The sequence below is a fragment of the Sphingobium sp. CFD-2 genome (genome assembly GCF_024611135.1).
Taxonomy (GTDB): Bacteria; Pseudomonadota; Alphaproteobacteria; order Sphingomonadales; family Sphingomonadaceae; genus Sphingobium; species Sphingobium fuliginis.
In genome coordinates, this window is sequence record NZ_CP084406.1 from 155,161 (window position 1) to 170,081 (window position 14,921).

13 protein-coding genes are annotated in these 14,921 nt (G+C 66.2%); 7 read left to right on the forward strand and 6 right to left on the reverse strand.

Annotated elements, in window-relative coordinates:
- The first annotated feature begins 135 nt into the window (after positions 1–135).
- On the forward strand, positions 136–525 hold the full coding sequence (locus LDB29_RS20985; protein WP_137708754.1) for a nuclear transport factor 2 family protein: 390 nt from the start codon (positions 136–138) through the stop codon (positions 523–525).
- A gap of 84 nt (positions 526–609) precedes the next feature.
- Positions 610–2,646, forward strand: a complete 2,037-nt coding sequence (locus LDB29_RS20990; RefSeq protein ID WP_257557609.1) for a M3 family metallopeptidase — start codon at positions 610–612, stop codon at positions 2,644–2,646.
- Between the two features lie 6 nt (positions 2,647–2,652).
- Here the strand turns inward: LDB29_RS20990 and LDB29_RS20995 are convergent, their stop codons facing one another.
- From LDB29_RS20995 to LDB29_RS21010, 4 genes are all read right to left on the reverse strand, one after another.
- The gene (locus LDB29_RS20995) at positions 2,653–3,384 is read right to left on the reverse strand and encodes an SDR family oxidoreductase (RefSeq protein ID WP_025551320.1); all 732 of its coding nucleotides are present in this window, start codon (positions 3,382–3,384) and stop codon (positions 2,653–2,655) included.
- A 22-nt stretch (positions 3,385–3,406) separates the two neighbouring features.
- Positions 3,407–4,696: an MFS transporter gene (locus LDB29_RS21000; protein WP_025551318.1), complete on the reverse strand. Its 1,290-nt coding sequence runs from the start codon at positions 4,694–4,696 to the stop codon at positions 3,407–3,409.
- Between the two features lie 120 nt (positions 4,697–4,816).
- Positions 4,817–5,773 carry a cation diffusion facilitator family transporter gene (locus LDB29_RS21005; protein WP_025551316.1) on the reverse strand — a complete coding sequence of 319 codons (957 nt, stop codon included), beginning with the start codon at positions 5,771–5,773 and terminating at the stop codon, positions 4,817–4,819.
- A 6-nt stretch (positions 5,774–5,779) separates the two neighbouring features.
- Positions 5,780–6,388, reverse strand: coding sequence for a flavodoxin family protein (locus tag LDB29_RS21010; RefSeq protein WP_025551314.1), 609 nt, complete (start codon positions 6,386–6,388; stop codon positions 5,780–5,782).
- Between the two features lie 96 nt (positions 6,389–6,484).
- Between LDB29_RS21010 and LDB29_RS21015 the strand changes: the two genes are divergently transcribed.
- Entirely contained in the window at positions 6,485–7,336 is an 852-nt protein-coding gene (locus tag LDB29_RS21015) for a glucose 1-dehydrogenase (protein ID WP_044661049.1), read from the forward strand.
- Between the two features lie 190 nt (positions 7,337–7,526).
- Here LDB29_RS21015 and LDB29_RS21020 read toward each other — a convergent pair whose 3' ends face one another.
- Positions 7,527–9,644, reverse strand: a complete 2,118-nt coding sequence (locus LDB29_RS21020; protein ID WP_025551311.1) for a bifunctional diguanylate cyclase/phosphodiesterase — start codon at positions 9,642–9,644, stop codon at positions 7,527–7,529.
- A 171-nt stretch (positions 9,645–9,815) separates the two neighbouring features.
- On the reverse strand, positions 9,816–12,008 hold the full coding sequence (locus LDB29_RS21025; RefSeq protein ID WP_065846771.1) for a TonB-dependent receptor: 2,193 nt from the start codon (positions 12,006–12,008) through the stop codon (positions 9,816–9,818).
- A 243-nt stretch (positions 12,009–12,251) separates the two neighbouring features.
- On the opposite strand from LDB29_RS21025, the gene LDB29_RS21030 reads away from it, so the two are divergent.
- The 4 genes from LDB29_RS21030 to LDB29_RS21045 all read left to right on the forward strand — a co-directional run bounded on the left by LDB29_RS21030 (position 12,252) and on the right by LDB29_RS21045 (position 14,876).
- A complete protein-coding gene (locus tag LDB29_RS21030) occupies positions 12,252–12,800 on the forward strand; it encodes a hypothetical protein (protein ID WP_025551310.1) in 549 nt (182 codons plus the stop codon).
- A gap of 176 nt (positions 12,801–12,976) precedes the next feature.
- Positions 12,977–13,711: an acyl-homoserine-lactone synthase gene (locus LDB29_RS21035; RefSeq protein WP_257557610.1), complete on the forward strand. Its 735-nt coding sequence runs from the start codon at positions 12,977–12,979 to the stop codon at positions 13,709–13,711.
- Entirely contained in the window at positions 13,711–14,013 is a 303-nt protein-coding gene (locus tag LDB29_RS21040; protein WP_044661044.1) for an acyl carrier protein, read from the forward strand. The genes LDB29_RS21035 and LDB29_RS21040 overlap by 1 nt, the downstream gene beginning before the upstream one ends.
- Positions 14,010–14,876, forward strand: a complete 867-nt coding sequence (locus LDB29_RS21045; protein ID WP_044661043.1) for a cyclopropane-fatty-acyl-phospholipid synthase family protein — start codon at positions 14,010–14,012, stop codon at positions 14,874–14,876. The genes LDB29_RS21040 and LDB29_RS21045 overlap by 4 nt, the downstream gene beginning before the upstream one ends.
- Positions 14,877–14,921 lie beyond the last annotated feature (45 nt).

A 14,921-nucleotide genomic window follows, 5' to 3' on the forward strand; every position in this document is an offset into this window, starting at 1 on the left:
GCGCGGCATCAGCGTGAGTTTTCAACGGCTAAGCTGGAAGCTCGCTGCGCTCGCACCCACCCCTAACCCCTCCCGCCTGCGGGAGGGGAATGTCTTAAACTGGCCATTTCCGGTCAAGAATCCTAAAGCCGCCCGATGACGACACCCCCCGACCTTGCCATCCGCATGCGCCGCGCCGATTTCAACCGCGCCCTGGCGGAGGCGGACCTGAATGCCATCGGCCCCCTGCTCGCGCCCCAGGCCATGCTCGTCACCGGATCGGACAGCACGGTGATCTCCGGCCGCAAGGCGCAGCTTCAGGCGTGGAAGCGGGAATTCGCCGCAGCGGAGCGCACCGTCTACACCCGCACGCCGGAGCATATCGTCGCCTCGCCGGTCGAACCCATCGCGATGGAGCATGGCCGATGGCAGGGCGTGACCGCCGGTTCGGACCGTCCCCTCGCATCCGGCACCTACAGCGCCAAATGGCGGCAGGTCGGCGCGGACTGGGTCATCGAAGCGGAAATCTATCTGACGCTCGCCTGACCGGAAACGCTTGAACAGCCGCTCGCCCGCGCCCAATTAGAGGCTGTTCCTCCTGCCACGGAGGCCCGCAAGCCACGAGTAGCCATGACCACCGCCAATCCCCTTCTTGCCGACAGCGACCTGCCCGATTTCGCCGCCATCCGGCCTGCCCATGTCGTCCCCGCCATGGAGGAAGCGATCGCGGCCCACCGCGCGGCCATCGAAGGGATCACCGCCAGCGGGAAGGATGATTTCGACGCGGTCATCCTGGCCGCCGAGCGCGCCGATTTCCTGCTGTCGCGGGTCTGGTCGCCGGTGGGGCATCTCGCCTCCGTCGCTGACACGCCCGAATTGCGGGAAGCGCACGCCGCAGCGCAGGCGCTGATGACCGCCTATCTGATGGAGGCGGGCCAGAACCGGGCCCATCACGATGCCGTCGCCCGCCTCGCCGCCCGCCCCGATTTCGCCAGCCTGCCGCCCGCCGCGCAGCGGGCCGTCGATCTCGCCCTGCGTGGCTTCCGTCTGGCGGGCGTCGCGCTGGAGGGTGAGGCGCGGCAGCGTTTCCTGGACATCGGTGTGGAGTTGAGCGACCTCAGCACCAAATTCGGCAATGCGGTGCTCGACGCCACCGAGGCCTGGAGCGAGCATGTCACCGACGAGGCGGCGCTGGCGGGCGTTCCGGACAGCGACAGGGCGATCCTGGCCGCCTATGCGCAGGAAAAGGGGCTGACCGGCTGGCTGATCACGCTGCGCCAGCCGAGCGTGCTGGCGATCCTCTATCATGCGCAGGACCGGGCGCTGCGGGAGCGGGTCTATCGCGCCTACAACAGCCGCGCCTCCGATCAGGCGGAGGACAGGAGCCACGACAATAGCGAACGGATCGACGCGATCATGGCGCTGCGTCATGAAGCCGCGCAGATATTGGGCTTTGCCGATTCCGCCGCCCATTCGCTGGAGACCAAGATGGCCGCCGACGCGGACGAAGCGCTGGCGTTCCTGGCCGACCTCGCCCGGCGGGCGCGGCCGGTCGGGGAACGCGAACTGGCGGAGGCGCGCGCCTTCGCGGCCGAGCATCTGGAGCTGGACGATGTGCAGCCATGGGACCTTTCCTATGTGGCCGAAGCATTGCGCCGCACGCTGCATGGCGTGGATCAGGAGGCGCTGAAGGCCTATTTTCCCCTGCCCCGCGTGCTTGCGGGAACGCAGGCGCTGATCGAGCGGCTGTTCGGCGTCCGCCTCGTCGCCCGGCAGGGCGTGCCGACCTGGCATCCGGACGTGCTGTTCTACGACGTGCTGGACGCGGACGACAGCGTGGTGGCGGGCGTCTATCTCGACCTGTTCGCGCGGGCGGGCAAAAGGGGCGGGGCGTGGATGGACGTGTGCCGTTCGCGCTTCCGCGATGCCGACCGGCTGCATCTGCCCATCGCCTACCTCACCACCAATTTCGCGCCGCCCGCGGGCGACCGGCCTTCGCTGGCGACGCATAATGACGTGGTGACGCTGTTCCACGAATTCGGCCATGTGCTGCATCACCTGCTGACCGAGGTGGACCTGCCGTCGATCGGCGGCATCAGCGGCGTGGAATGGGACGCGGTGGAACTGCCCAGCCAGTTCATGGAGAATTTCGCCTGGGACGGGGACACGCTGATCGGCCTGTCCGGCCATGTCGACAGCGGCGAGCCGCTGCCGCAGGCGATGTTCGACCGGCTGCTGGCGGCGCGCCAGTTCCAGGCGGGCCTTGCCATATTGCGGCAGATCGAATTCGCGACCTTCGACCTGCTGCTCCACCGCGACTATGACCCGGCACAGGGCGCGCGGGTCAACGCCGTGCTGGATCAGGTGCGCAAGGCGGTGGCCGTGGTGCATCCGCCGGAATGGAACCGCTTTGCCCATGCGTTCAGCCATATCTTCGCGGGCGGCTATGCGGCGGGCTATTATTCCTATCTCTGGGCGGAACTGCTGTCGGCCGACGCGTTCGAGATTTTCGCCCATGCCGACATTCCGGGCGGCGGGGCGACCGCTTTCCGGCGTGAAATCCTTGCCGCCGGGGCGAGCCGCCCCGCCGCCGAGAATTTCCGGGCTTTCGCCGGGCGCGCGCCGGAGGTCGACGCGCTGCTGCGGATGCGGGGGTTGGCCGCCTGAATCGCTTCAGAAGTGGGCGGTGTAGCCGCCGTCCACCGCCAGCACCTGTCCGGTGACGTAGGATGCCGCGTCTGACGCCAGGAACAGAACCGGGCCGACAATCTCCTCCGGCCGGCCCCATCGCCCCAGCGACGTGCGGCGGGCGAGGTGATCCGCTATGGCGGGGTCGGCGGTCATCTCCTCATTGGCCTCGGTCGCGAAATAGCCGGGGGCGACGGCGTTCACGGTGATGCCGCGACTGCCCAGTTCCGCCGCCAGCGCCCGCGTCAGCGCGTCCAGCCCGCCCTTCGCCATGGTGTAGGCCGCGTCGCCGGACCGGGCGATCTGGCCCGCGATGGACGTGACGTTGACGATCCGCCCGCCCTCCTTCATCCCGGCCGCGATGGTGCGGGCGAGGTCGAAGGGCGCGACCAGATTGACCTCCAGCATCCGCCGCACCGCGGGCCGGTCCAGTTCTCCAAGCGGCCTGCGGTCGCGATGGCCTGCATTGTTGACCAATATGTCGATCGGGCCGCAGGGGCCGAGCGCCGCCCGCAGCGCTTCGCCATCCTGCAGGTCGAAGATCAGCGGCGCGCTCGTCCCGCCCGAGGCGGCGATGGCGGCGGCGGTCGCCTCAAGCTGCTCGACATTTCGGCCATGGAGCAGGACATGCGCGCCGGCCCCGGCCAGGCCCAGCGCGATCTCGCGTCCCAGGCCGCGTCCGGCTCCGGTGACGAGGGCGATTTTTCCTTGCAGCATCCAAGCCTCTCCACACAGCCGGTCAGGCGAGGACGAAGGTCTTGCTCCGCCCGCGATTGATCAGCAGCACCAGCCCCGCCCCGATCAGGCACAATATCCCCGCCGCGACGAAGGCGGGCATATAGCTTTGCCAGACGGTGCGCGAAAGGCCGCCCGCCAGCGCCGCGCTCGCCGCGCCGAGCTGATGCCCGGCGAAGATCCAGCCGAACACGACATTGGCCCGCTCCGGTCCGAAACGCTGCGCCGTCAGCTTGACCGTCGGCGGCACGGTCGCGACCCAGTCGAGGCCGTAGAACATCGCGAAGACCGACAGGCTGTAGAACGAGAAGTCGCTAAACGGCAGATAGAGCAGCGAAAGGCCGCGCAGCCCATAATACCAGAACAGCAGCCAGCGATTGTCGAACCGGTCCGACAGCCAGCCCGACGCCAGCGTGCCCGCGAAATCGAACAGCCCCATCATCGCCAGCATCGACGCCGCGCCCACCGCCGCCAGCCCATAGTCGCCGCAAAGCGCGATGAAATGCGTCTGGACCAGCCCGTTGGTGCTGGCGCCGCAGATGTAGAAGGAAAAGAACAATATCCAGAAGCTGGGCACCCGCGCGGCATCGGCCAAGATGCGGAGCGGGCTCATCAACAGGGCGCCGAAGCTGGCGGGCTGCGGCGGGGCGGGATGCACCTCGCTCTCGCCATAGGGCGGCAGGCCGAGGTCGGCGGGACGGTCGCGCATCAGCAGCAGCACGACCATCGCCGCCAGCAGGATCGCGCCGCACACCAGCAGGACCGAGGCGCGCCAGCCGAACCGCTCCGTCAGCGCGGCGAGCAGCGGCAGGAAGGCCAGCTGACCCGTGGCGGTGCTGGCCGACAGCAGCCCCATGACCAGCCCGCGCCTGTGCGCGAACCAGCGCGTGGCGACGGTGGCGCCCAGCACCATGGCGGTGAGCCCGGTGCCGATGCCGATGACGACGCCCCACAGCAGGACGAGATGCCACAATCGGGTCATGCCCATCGACAGCAGCAGTCCGCCGACGATGATGGACAGCGAGATCAGCATCATCCGCCGCACGCCGAAGCGGTTCATGAAGGCGGCGGCGAACGGGCCCATCCCGCCGAACAGCAGGAAACGGATCGCCAGCGCCCCGGAAATATCCGCCGAACTCCAGCCGAATTCCTTTTGCAGGGGGATGATGAACACGCCGGGCGCGCCCACGGCGCCGGCGACGACCAGCATGGTGAAGAAGGTCGCGGCCAGCACGGCCCATCCATAATGGATTTGCCGCGTGCCCATTTGGCGGGCGAGAGTCGCTGACAGCATGAAGGCCTTCCTCCCGGATCGATCGACCGGCGTTAGATGACGATCGTCATCAGATGGTCAAGGGGCCAATTGACGGAATATGGACGTGGAAGGCCGCGAACAGGCGGGGCGGGCCGGCCGTCAGGCGGAAGCGCGCGGCTGGACCAGGGCGTCCTCCCGCTTTTCCGGACGGATATAGATGGAGGTGAGTTCGGGAATCGCCCGCTTCATCTCGCTTTCCATCTCCTCGATCAGGCTTTCGGCCCGGCCCATGCGCAGATCGTCGGCGAAATCGGCGCTGATCGCCACGAACACCGCGTCGGGCGCGGTGTGGATGGTGCGGATGTGATTGACGGCGGTGATCTCCGGCCGCCGGTCGAGCAGCGCCCAGACCGCGTCGATGATGGCCCGGTCGGCGCTCTCCCCGATAAGCAGGCCCTTGGCCTCCCGCGCCAGCAGCACCGCCACCGCGCCCAGCACCAGCCCGATGACGATGGAGGCGACGCCGTCCAGCCGCGCATTGCCGAAATAATGGCTGGCCCAGACGCCGATGGCCGCCACGATCAGCCCGATCAGCGCGGCGCTGTCCTCGAACAGGACGATGAAGCCGGCCGGGTCCTTCGACCGGCGGATCGATTGCCACCAACTGCTGGGGCCGCGCTTGCGTCCGAATTCCCGCACGGCGATGGTCCAGGATGCGCCCTCCATCAGGAAGGCGATGGCCAGGACGATGTAGTTGACGGCGGGGTCGCGCAGCGGCTCCGGCTGCCGAATATGGAGCCAGCCTTCATAAATGGATACGCCCGCGCCGACCGCGAAGATCAGGATGGCGACGACGAAGGCCCAGAAATACAGCTCCCGCCCATAGCCGAAGGGATGGGCGGCGTCGGCGGGCTTCTTCGCCCTGGCCTGACCATAGAGCAGCAGCAACTGGTTGCCGCTGTCGACCATCGAATGCACCCCCTCCGTCAGCATGGAGGAGGAGCCGGTCAGGGCCGAGGCGACGAACTTGGCGACCGCAATGCCGATATTGGCCAGCAGCGCGCCGTAAAGGACGATATTTTCCCGGATGTGCGCGACGCGGCCGGTTTTCGCCACCTGGGTTCAGCCCGGATAGGGGGAGGACCGGAGCAGGCCGGCCAGATGCGCCGCATTGCCCGCCACCATCTTCGCGGTCTTCTCCACCTTCTCCGGCACCTCCCCCAGATCCTTGAAATCGATCGAGCCCATAGCTTCCCCCACCCAATAGCAGGCGGCCGTGGCCGGAATCGTCCAGCCGACATCGTTCAGCGCCTGAAACCATTGCGCGGTCGAAAAATGCGCCCCGTCTTCATTGCCGACAATCGCCGCGACCGCAACCTTGCCATAGCTCGGCATGCGGCCCCGCTCGTCTGCCTCGCCCAGAAAGGCGTCCATGCGTTCCAGCACCCGCTTGGCGACGCTGCTGATCTGCCCCAGCCAGATCGGGCCGCCGAAGATCACTATGTCATGGTCCAATATCCTGCGGCGCAACGCCGGCCAGGCGTCGCCCTCTCCTTCATCGGACGTCACGCCGGGCCTGATGTCGAGCGCCGCGACCCGCACCGTGCCGGTGAGTTCGACATCATGGGCGGCAAGGGCCTTCGCCAGCACCGCGATCATCGCGTCGGTCGAGCTGGATTCGCCGTCCCCCGCCTTGAGGCTGCAGTTGAGGGCCAGGGCTTTCAGAACCATCGCATGTCTCCATCCGCCCCATCCACGCGCCGAACCGGGCTCCAGCCAATGAACTCCCCAGCAGGCAATGTGTTCTTCGGGGAAAGGAGATTTGCGATGCCCGATACCGAAGAGATGATCCATGAGGATGGCCTGCCCGGCCATGAAAGCCGGCTGGAGCCCAAGCCCGAATGGGAACCGCGCTATCCCGGCTCCGGCCGGCTGGCGGGCAAGGTGGCGATCGTCACCGGCGCCGACAGCGGAATCGGGCGGGCGGTCGCGGCGCTCTATGCCCGCGAAGGGGCCGATGTCGCGATCTTCTACCTCTGCGAACATGACGACGCGGAAAAGACCGCCGGGATCGTTAGGGCGGAAGGGCGGCGGGCGCTCACGATCGCGGGCGACCTGGGCGACCGGGACTTCTGCCAGCGGGCCGTGGCGCAGGTGGTCGAGCAGTTCGGGCGGATCGACATCCTCGTCAACAATGCGGGCGAGCAGCACCCGGACAGCGACATCACCGACATCAGCGAGGAACAGCTGCGCCGCACCTTCCAGACCAACATCTTCGCCATGTTCTTCCTGACGCAGGCGGTCCGCCCGCATCTGAAGCGCGGGGCGGCGATCGTCAACTGCACCTCCGTCACCATGTATCAGGGGTCGAAGGAACTGCTCGACTATTCCAGCACCAAGGGGGCGATCACCGCCTTCACCCGGTCGCTGTCCGAAAATCTGGTGGGGGACGGCATCAGGGTGAACGCCGTCGCGCCGGGTCCGATCTGGACCCCGCTCAACCCCAGCGGCGGGGCAAGTCCGGAAAAGCTGGAGCATTTCGGGGAAAGCACGCCCATGGGCAGGCCGGGCCAGCCCAATGAAGTCGCCCCGTCCTTCCTCTTCCTCGCCTGCGATGACGCCAGCTACATGTCGGGGCAGGTGCTGCATCCCAATGGGGGCACCATCGTCAACGGCTAGAGCCAATCGTGCGGAAAAGCTGCCCTGAGCCTGCCGACGGGCGGGAACCGGTTTTCCGCCTGAAAGGATCGGACAACAGAAAGCTGGAGCACGCGACCCGCGTCCGATCTGGCGCAGCGTGCTCCAGGCGCGAGCGGATTGAAGCCGCATCACGTCGCTGCGCCTCACCTGACCGGGATCCGGTCTTCCCTCAGGCGGTCAGCGAGTCCGCGCGGCCTTCCCCGCGCATCCCGCGCGGAGACCAGGGCGCGGCCCGCCGGTTCAGGGTGATGATGGCGCTATTCTCGCTCCACGACTGGATCAGCGCGGGAATATTCTCCGACGGCGCGGGGCGGCCGAAATAGAAACCCTGGGCATAGTCGCAGCCCAGTTCGCGCAGCTTGACCGACTGGTCCGCTTCCTCGACGCCTTCCGCCACCACCTTCATGTTGAGCGCGCGGCCCAGCGTGATCAGCGCGGAAACGATGGCGGCATCGCTTTCGCGCGCCGTCACGCCGCTGACGAAGGAACGGTCGATCTTCAGCGTGCTGACGGGCAGCGACCGCAAATGGGAAAGCGAGGCGAAGCCGGTCCCGAAATCGTCCAGCGCCAGCGGGATGTTGCACATGTGCAGTTCGTCGATGGAACGGCGCACCGTGTCCGACCCCGCGCCCAGGAACACCCCTTCGGTGATCTCGATCTCTATGGAATCGGGCGCGATGGAGAAGCGGTCCATGGTCTCGATCAAGCGTCCGGCAAAGCGTTCCCGCCGCAATTCGGCCGAGGACACGTTGATGGCGACATGCCCCAGCGTCAGCCCGCGCGCGCGCCATGCGGCCATGTCGGCGAACACCTGGCTGGTCATCGTCTGGCCGATCATGTCGGCGACGTCATGATCGTCGAACGCCGCGTAGATTTCGGCGGGCGAGCGGATGGTGCCGCAACTGTCGCGCCACCGCAGCAGCGCTTCGAACCCGACCAGTTCGCCCGTCTGCAACGACACCTTGGGCTGATAATAGCTGATGATCGTGCCGTCGCGCACGGCGGTCCGCGCCCGGTTGATCATGGCCACGCGCTCCTGCATGTCCTCCAGCAGCGACTGCTCGAACATCTGCATGCGCCCCCGGCCCAGCGACTTGGCGCGATAAAGCGCCAGGTCGGCATGGCGCAGCAGTTCCGTCGCGACCCGGCCATCCTCGGGGAATGCGGCCACGCCGATGCTGCCGCGGCATTCGAGCGAGCGCCCGGCGGCGAACAGCGTCTCCCGAATGGTGAGGACGCGATTGGCGAGATCGGCAAGCTGCTGTCGGCTTTCGACATTCTCGATCAATATGGCGAACTCGTCGCCGCCCAGCCGCGCCACCACCCCGTCGCCGGCGAAGATTTCCTTGAGGCGGGAGGCAAAGCTCTTCAACAGCTCGTCACCGGCATGATGGCCCATCAGGTCGTTGACGTCCTTGAAATTGTCGATGTCGAGCAGGAAGACGCCGACCTTCTTGAAGTCGGTCATGGCGCTCGCCAGCGCCTTGTCCAGGCAGGCGTTGAACATCGCCCGGTTGGGCAGTTGCGTCAGCGAATCATGCTCGGCGTTCCAGCGTATCTGCTCCTCGATCAGCACGCTTTCATGGATGTCCTCGGTATAGCCGTACCAGCGGATGATCCGGCCTTCCTCGTCGCGCCGGGGATAGGCCTGCGCCCGCATCCAGCGATACTGGTCGTTGACCATCAGCCGCACGCGCACGTCGAAGGGCTCGCCGGTGGTCAGCGAATGGGTGATCCGGTGGGTCAGCGGGCCGATGTCATCCGGATGCGTCGCCGCAAGCCAGCCATTGCCCTCCGCCTCCTCCCGGTCCAGGCCGGAACTTTCCAGCCAGCGATCGGTGAAGTCGATGATCCGGCCGTCGGGATCGGCCAGCCAGGGAAGCTGAGGATTATATTCGACGATCAGGCGCAGATTTTCCGTGCTGCGGCGCAGCCGTCCGATTTCGGCATGTTCGGTCGTGACGTCGATCATCACCAGGTCGGCCGCCGGCCGGCCCGCCCCGTCACGACGGATGCGCGCGACGACACGCATATTCCTCATGACGCCTTCACGATCCTCCAGCGTCAGCGTCGCTTCGGCCCTGCCCATGCGCAGAACGGCGCGGGCAAGCTGGAGCACGGGCTTGCGAAAGATCCGGTGCACGCCGCGGAACCAGCGAAGCAGCGGCTGGCCGTCCCGCACGCCGAAACGGCTCGCGGTGGCGGCATCGGGATGGCATAGCCCATCCCCGTCAACCGACCACCGCAAGACCCCTGCCGACGCCAGTATCTGCTGGTCGCCATCCATCGGGTCCTGCCTGCCTTGAAATTCATCAGGTGACCGCGATGAAATCTGGTCCGCCATTCTACTCCTGCTGTCCCGGCGCCGCGGCCCTTAAGAAGGTTTCACCATTTGCTGGCTAAGATTTCCTTAATGGCCGCCATATGGGCCATAGCCAGCACGCCCAAGCGCAACGTCCTAAAATGCCGCCGAAAGGCTGACGCCATAGGTGCGCGGCGGCCCGTATGCCGCCGTTCGGTACACGCCCAGACCGGACCGGTCGTCGGCATAGGTCTTGTAGATCCTGTCGGTCAGGTTCTGGACCCAGGCGGCGATGTCCCACTGCCCGCGACGCAGGCCGAAACGCAGGTTGACCAGCGTGCGCGGCCCGGCCTTGAAGGCGTCCGAATTGGTCGGCTCGAAATAGACGGTCGACCGGTGATCCACATCCGCGCGGGCGAAGATCGTGCCGATCCGCACCGGAACCTCATAGCTGACGGCGCCATAGCCGGTGAAATGGGGCGCCAGGACCAGGTCGTTGCCGGTGCAGTCGGTGCTGGGGCTGCCGACAGAGGGAATGACCGATGCGGGAACGCCGCAATTGTCGAACCTCTTATAATGTGCGTCCAGAATGGCGGCATTCCCCTCCAGCCGCAGCCGGGACGTCAGTTGCAGCGACAGCTCGCCTTCCACGCCCTCCACCTGCGCGCGGCCGGCATTGGTGAGCGCCAGCCCGCTGCCCAGCACCTGCGACACCTGCAACCGGTCGTAATCGGTGTGGAACGCGGCAAGGTTCAGCCGCATCCGCCGGTCCAGCGTCAGCATCTTGAAGCCGACCTCATAGCTGGTCGCCTTTTCCGGGCTGGCGGTCAGCCCGCCCAGCGAAGAGGCGAGGTCGACATTGTAAGCCGCGCTCTTGAAGCCGCGGGAGAAGCGCGCATAGACATTGGCGTCCGGCACGACCTCATAGGAAATGGTCGCGCTGGGCGACAGGTCGTCATCGGTCGACCGGCCGTCGAAGGTGAGGTTCGGGAAGCCCAGATAGGTGAAGATACCCGTCCCGCTGGCGTCATCCTGGACGAAATGGGCGCGCTTCTTCTCCCTGGTGTAGCGCAGGCCGGCGGAAAGCGACAGGCGATCGGTCAGTTCATAGTCGAGCCGCCCGAACAGCGCCCCGCTCTCCGTCTTGACGCTGCCCTTGGTGGTCAGCATCGGTTCGCCCGGCACGCCCGTATCGGCGCCCAGACCCAGGCCCCGGTCGGTGCGCACCATCTGGTCGAAATAATAGGCGCCCAGCAGATAGCGCAGCTTGCCGGTGCCGCCCGCCAGCCGCAGTTCCTGGCTGAAGAAATGGGAATCGTCGCTGAAATTGTCCGCGGAGACGAAGTCGACCTGCTCCTGATCGTCGTCCAGCGAGGCATGATAGGAGGAATCGCGATAGGCGGTGATGGCCGTCAGCGTGATCGCGTCCGATGCCCATTCCGTCCTCAGCGAAATGCCCTGGCTGTCGCGGTGCAACCGGTTGGGCCGGTTGTTGTTGATGTGCAGCGGCTCCCGCGAAGGGAAATCCGCCGGATAGCCGGCCAGCGCGTCCGCCTGGAAGAAGGCGGGCGTGCCGCGGTCGCGCAGCCCCTCCCACCGGGCGATGAAGGACAGTTGGTCGGTCGGCGCATATTTGGCCGACAGCCGCCAGGTCAGCAGGTCGGTCGATCCCGCATCCCTGCCGCCGGACAGATGCTTGTAGAAGCCGTCCTGCCGGGCATAGGCCACCGCGCCGCGCACCGAAAGCCGTTCGTTGAGGCGCGTGCCCAGCACCGCCTCGCCCCGCCTGTAATCGTAATTGCCCGCGTCCAGCCGGATGGAGGCGCCGGGATCGGCGTCGGGCTGCTTCGTCTGGACGTTGACGACGCCGGCGATGGTGTTCTTGCCATATTCCGTCCCTTGCGGGCCGCGCACGATTTCCACCCGGTCGACATCCAGAAGATGCTGGACGAAATTTTCCGGCCGGCCGACATAGACATCGTCCACATAGATGCCGACGCCGGTTTCCAGCCCGATATTGCGGACCAGGGTGGAGATGCCGCGGATCGAGATCTGCCCCTGCAACTGGCCTGCAATGCCCCCGCCGATGTCGACATTGGGGGCCATGCGGGTCAGGTCGGTGATGGTCTGCAACCCCGCCGCCACGATCGAATCGCCCGAAATGCTGGTGACCGCCAGCGGCGCCTTCAGCAGCGGTTCCGGCACCTTGCGCGCCGTCACCGTGATGTCGGCGCGCATGTCCGCATCGGCCGGGGCCTGCGCCCGGGCCGTGCCGGAAGCTGCCAGTTCGATCGTCGCGGAAACCAGAAGTGCCCACTTCCATCGCCGCCTGTACCCAAAATTCGTCATCGCCCACGAAACCCGCTATATTTTTTCAATCCGCCGATCATAGGCGGACTTGGTAAACCGCTGGTTAAACTCTTCCTGCGTCCGGCTCCGGATCGGACGAGCTTGCGCTCTGCGGCCGGCGGCCCCGCAACCCGGCGAACGCTCGTTCCGCCGCAAACAGGAATCAGGCGGCAGGAAGGCACGCTTAACCCGCTTTTAAGACCTGACGCGGCATGACGGCAGGCATATGCCGCGTGAGGAACCATGAGCGAATATATCCCCAGCACCCAGCTTCGCGCCGGAAGTTCGACCACCGCCGCCGATTTCAACGCGGGGGTCGACAGCACGCTCAGCATCGAGAGCCTCGTCACCCGCTTCAGCCAGGCCCTGGGCCTTCAGGCGGCGAGCCATGCCTGCTACGCTGTCGGCGATGGGGAGCGGCGCTTCCTGTTCGGTGAGACCGGCTGGTGCGGGCCGATCGCACAGCCGGAGGTCCTGCCGCAGATCTGCTTTCCGATCACCGGCTGGGACGAACGGCAATATGAGGTTGAGATCCGCCTGCTGAGCATGCTGGAAAGCCCGGAGGAACGCGCGAACCTGCACGCCATGGCGACGCTCTACCTGTGCCGGGGCATCGCCCTGCTCGACGCGCGCGACGATCTGGCCGCGTCCGCCCTGACCGAGACCGAGCTGTTCTGCCTCGACCAGCGGCAGGCCGGGTGGTGCGACCTCGACATTGCCGAGGCACTCGACCGCTCCGTCCAGGCGGTGAAGGTGCATGTCCAGCGCGCCCGGCAGAAGCAGGCCGCCTGAACCCCCTTTATCGACCGGGTTTTTTGCGGGGAACATGGATTGCACCCTGCAACTTTCCGATGACCTCCCCTGTATAATGTGTTACAGGCGCTGCCGCTGCATGCGGGGGACGAACGGATTTGATTCATCTGATTTCGAAGAACAATTCCGCACTGTACCAGGACGAGATCAGAGATTTGCACCAGGCCCGCGCGGAGGTGTTCGTCAACCAGCTCGGCTGGGATCTCAGGGTCGAGGACGGATTGGAATATGACGAATATGATGATGCGCGCGCGAGCAACATCATAGGCTTTTCGACCGAGAACCGGGTCGTCATGGGGCTGCGTTTCCGCCCCACCGACGACTGTTCCATGCTGCTCGATCATTTTTCGCATGTCCTGCCGGCCGGCATCCGCCCCATCGACGACGGGCGGACCTGGGAACTGAGCCGCGGATTCTGCATTGAGCGGGGCATGCGCCGCCACAATCTGCGACGGAAGGCCGCGTGCATGATCGCGCCGCTGGAACTGGCCTATGAGGCCGGGATCGACCGTTGCGTGGGCTTCACCGATGTCCGCATGCTCAGCTTCTGCTACGGCGTCGGCTGGAAGCTGACCCTGCTCGGTTCCGCCATGGACTATGGCCAGGGGGAGGCCGTCGCCTATGAGGTGGAGGTGTCGCAGGCCGCGCTCGACGAGATGCGCCAGATGTGGGGCCTGCCCCGGCCTTCGCACATCACCATCGACCAGCTTCTTCCGGAGGAGGAGAATGTGCACGTCGCGGCGGCCCGGCTGGCGCGCGAGCATCCAGAACTGCAGAAGATCGCCGCCCAGCCGGAGATCGGTTCCGTCACACACCCGCCCGCCACGACCGGGGCGGACGTCTATTATGGCAGATTCGGGGCGACCCGTTCGGCTTCAGGGGGACATTGATGAATTCCGACCTTATTCGACAGGCATCGGCAGAGGAAATCGAAAGCTGGATCATTGCCCGCATCGCTGAAATCGTGAATGTGGCGCCCGCCGCCGTCTCTCCCGATGCGCCGTTCGACAGTTTCGGGATCGATTCCGCCAAGGCGATCTCGTTGATGGTGGAGCTGGAGAACTGGCTGAACCTGCCCGACGAACTGCCGCTGGAACTGTTGTTCGAGGCGGAGGCGATCCGCGACGCGGCGACGGGCATCGCCGGGGCGGTCAGCGACATGGCGGCCCAGCAGGGCGGCGTCCAGCCATGATCCAGGACGAACAGATCGAATTTGGCGGATCGGCCGCCGCCATCCGCCACCATTATGATGTCGGCAACGACTTCTATTCGGCGTGGCTCGACCCCAGCATGACCTATTCCAGCGCGATGTGGGACGGCCTGCCCAAGGACGCCCCGCTGGAGGAGGCGCAGCAGCGCAAGCTCGACTATCATGCGGAATCGGTCGGCGCCGGCGAGGGCATGCGCATATTGGACGTCGGTTGCGGCTGGGGCGGCATGATGCGCAACCTGCGGCGCAGGCATGGCGCCGCCGAATGCGTCGGCCTGACGCTGAGCGAGGAACAGCTCGCCTATATCGAGCAATCGGGCGATCCCGGCATAGGCGCGGTCCTTTCCAACTGGCACGACTATCGTCCCGACAGGCCGTTCGACGCGATCATCTCCGTCGGCGCGTTCGAGCATTTCGCCCATCCGCAGCAGAGCGTGGACGAGCGCCGCGGCGTGTACCGCGAATTCTTCCAGGCCTGCCGCGACTGGATGCAAGGGAAGGGCCGTCTGTCGCTCCAGACCATCGCCTATGGCAGGATGTCGCCGGAGGACGCCAATCCCTTCATTGCGAACGAGATCTTCCCGGCGGCGGAACTGCCGACGCTGGAGGACATCGTGGTCGCCTGCAAGGGTCTGTTCCGCGTCGAGCGGCTGCGCGACGACGGGCTAGACTATGCGCGCACCTGCGAGATGTGGAGCAACCGGCTGCGCGGCGCGGTCCGCAGCGGGGTGGTCGATCCGGCCATCCATCCGGTCGAGAAATATTCCCGTTATCTGCGCATGTCGGCCGCCGGTTTCCGCATGCGGAAGATCGGCCTGCTCCGGATAGCCTTCGCGACGGAATGACCGGAACATCCCCAAGCCGGGCGGAATCGCCTGGCGACCGGGATC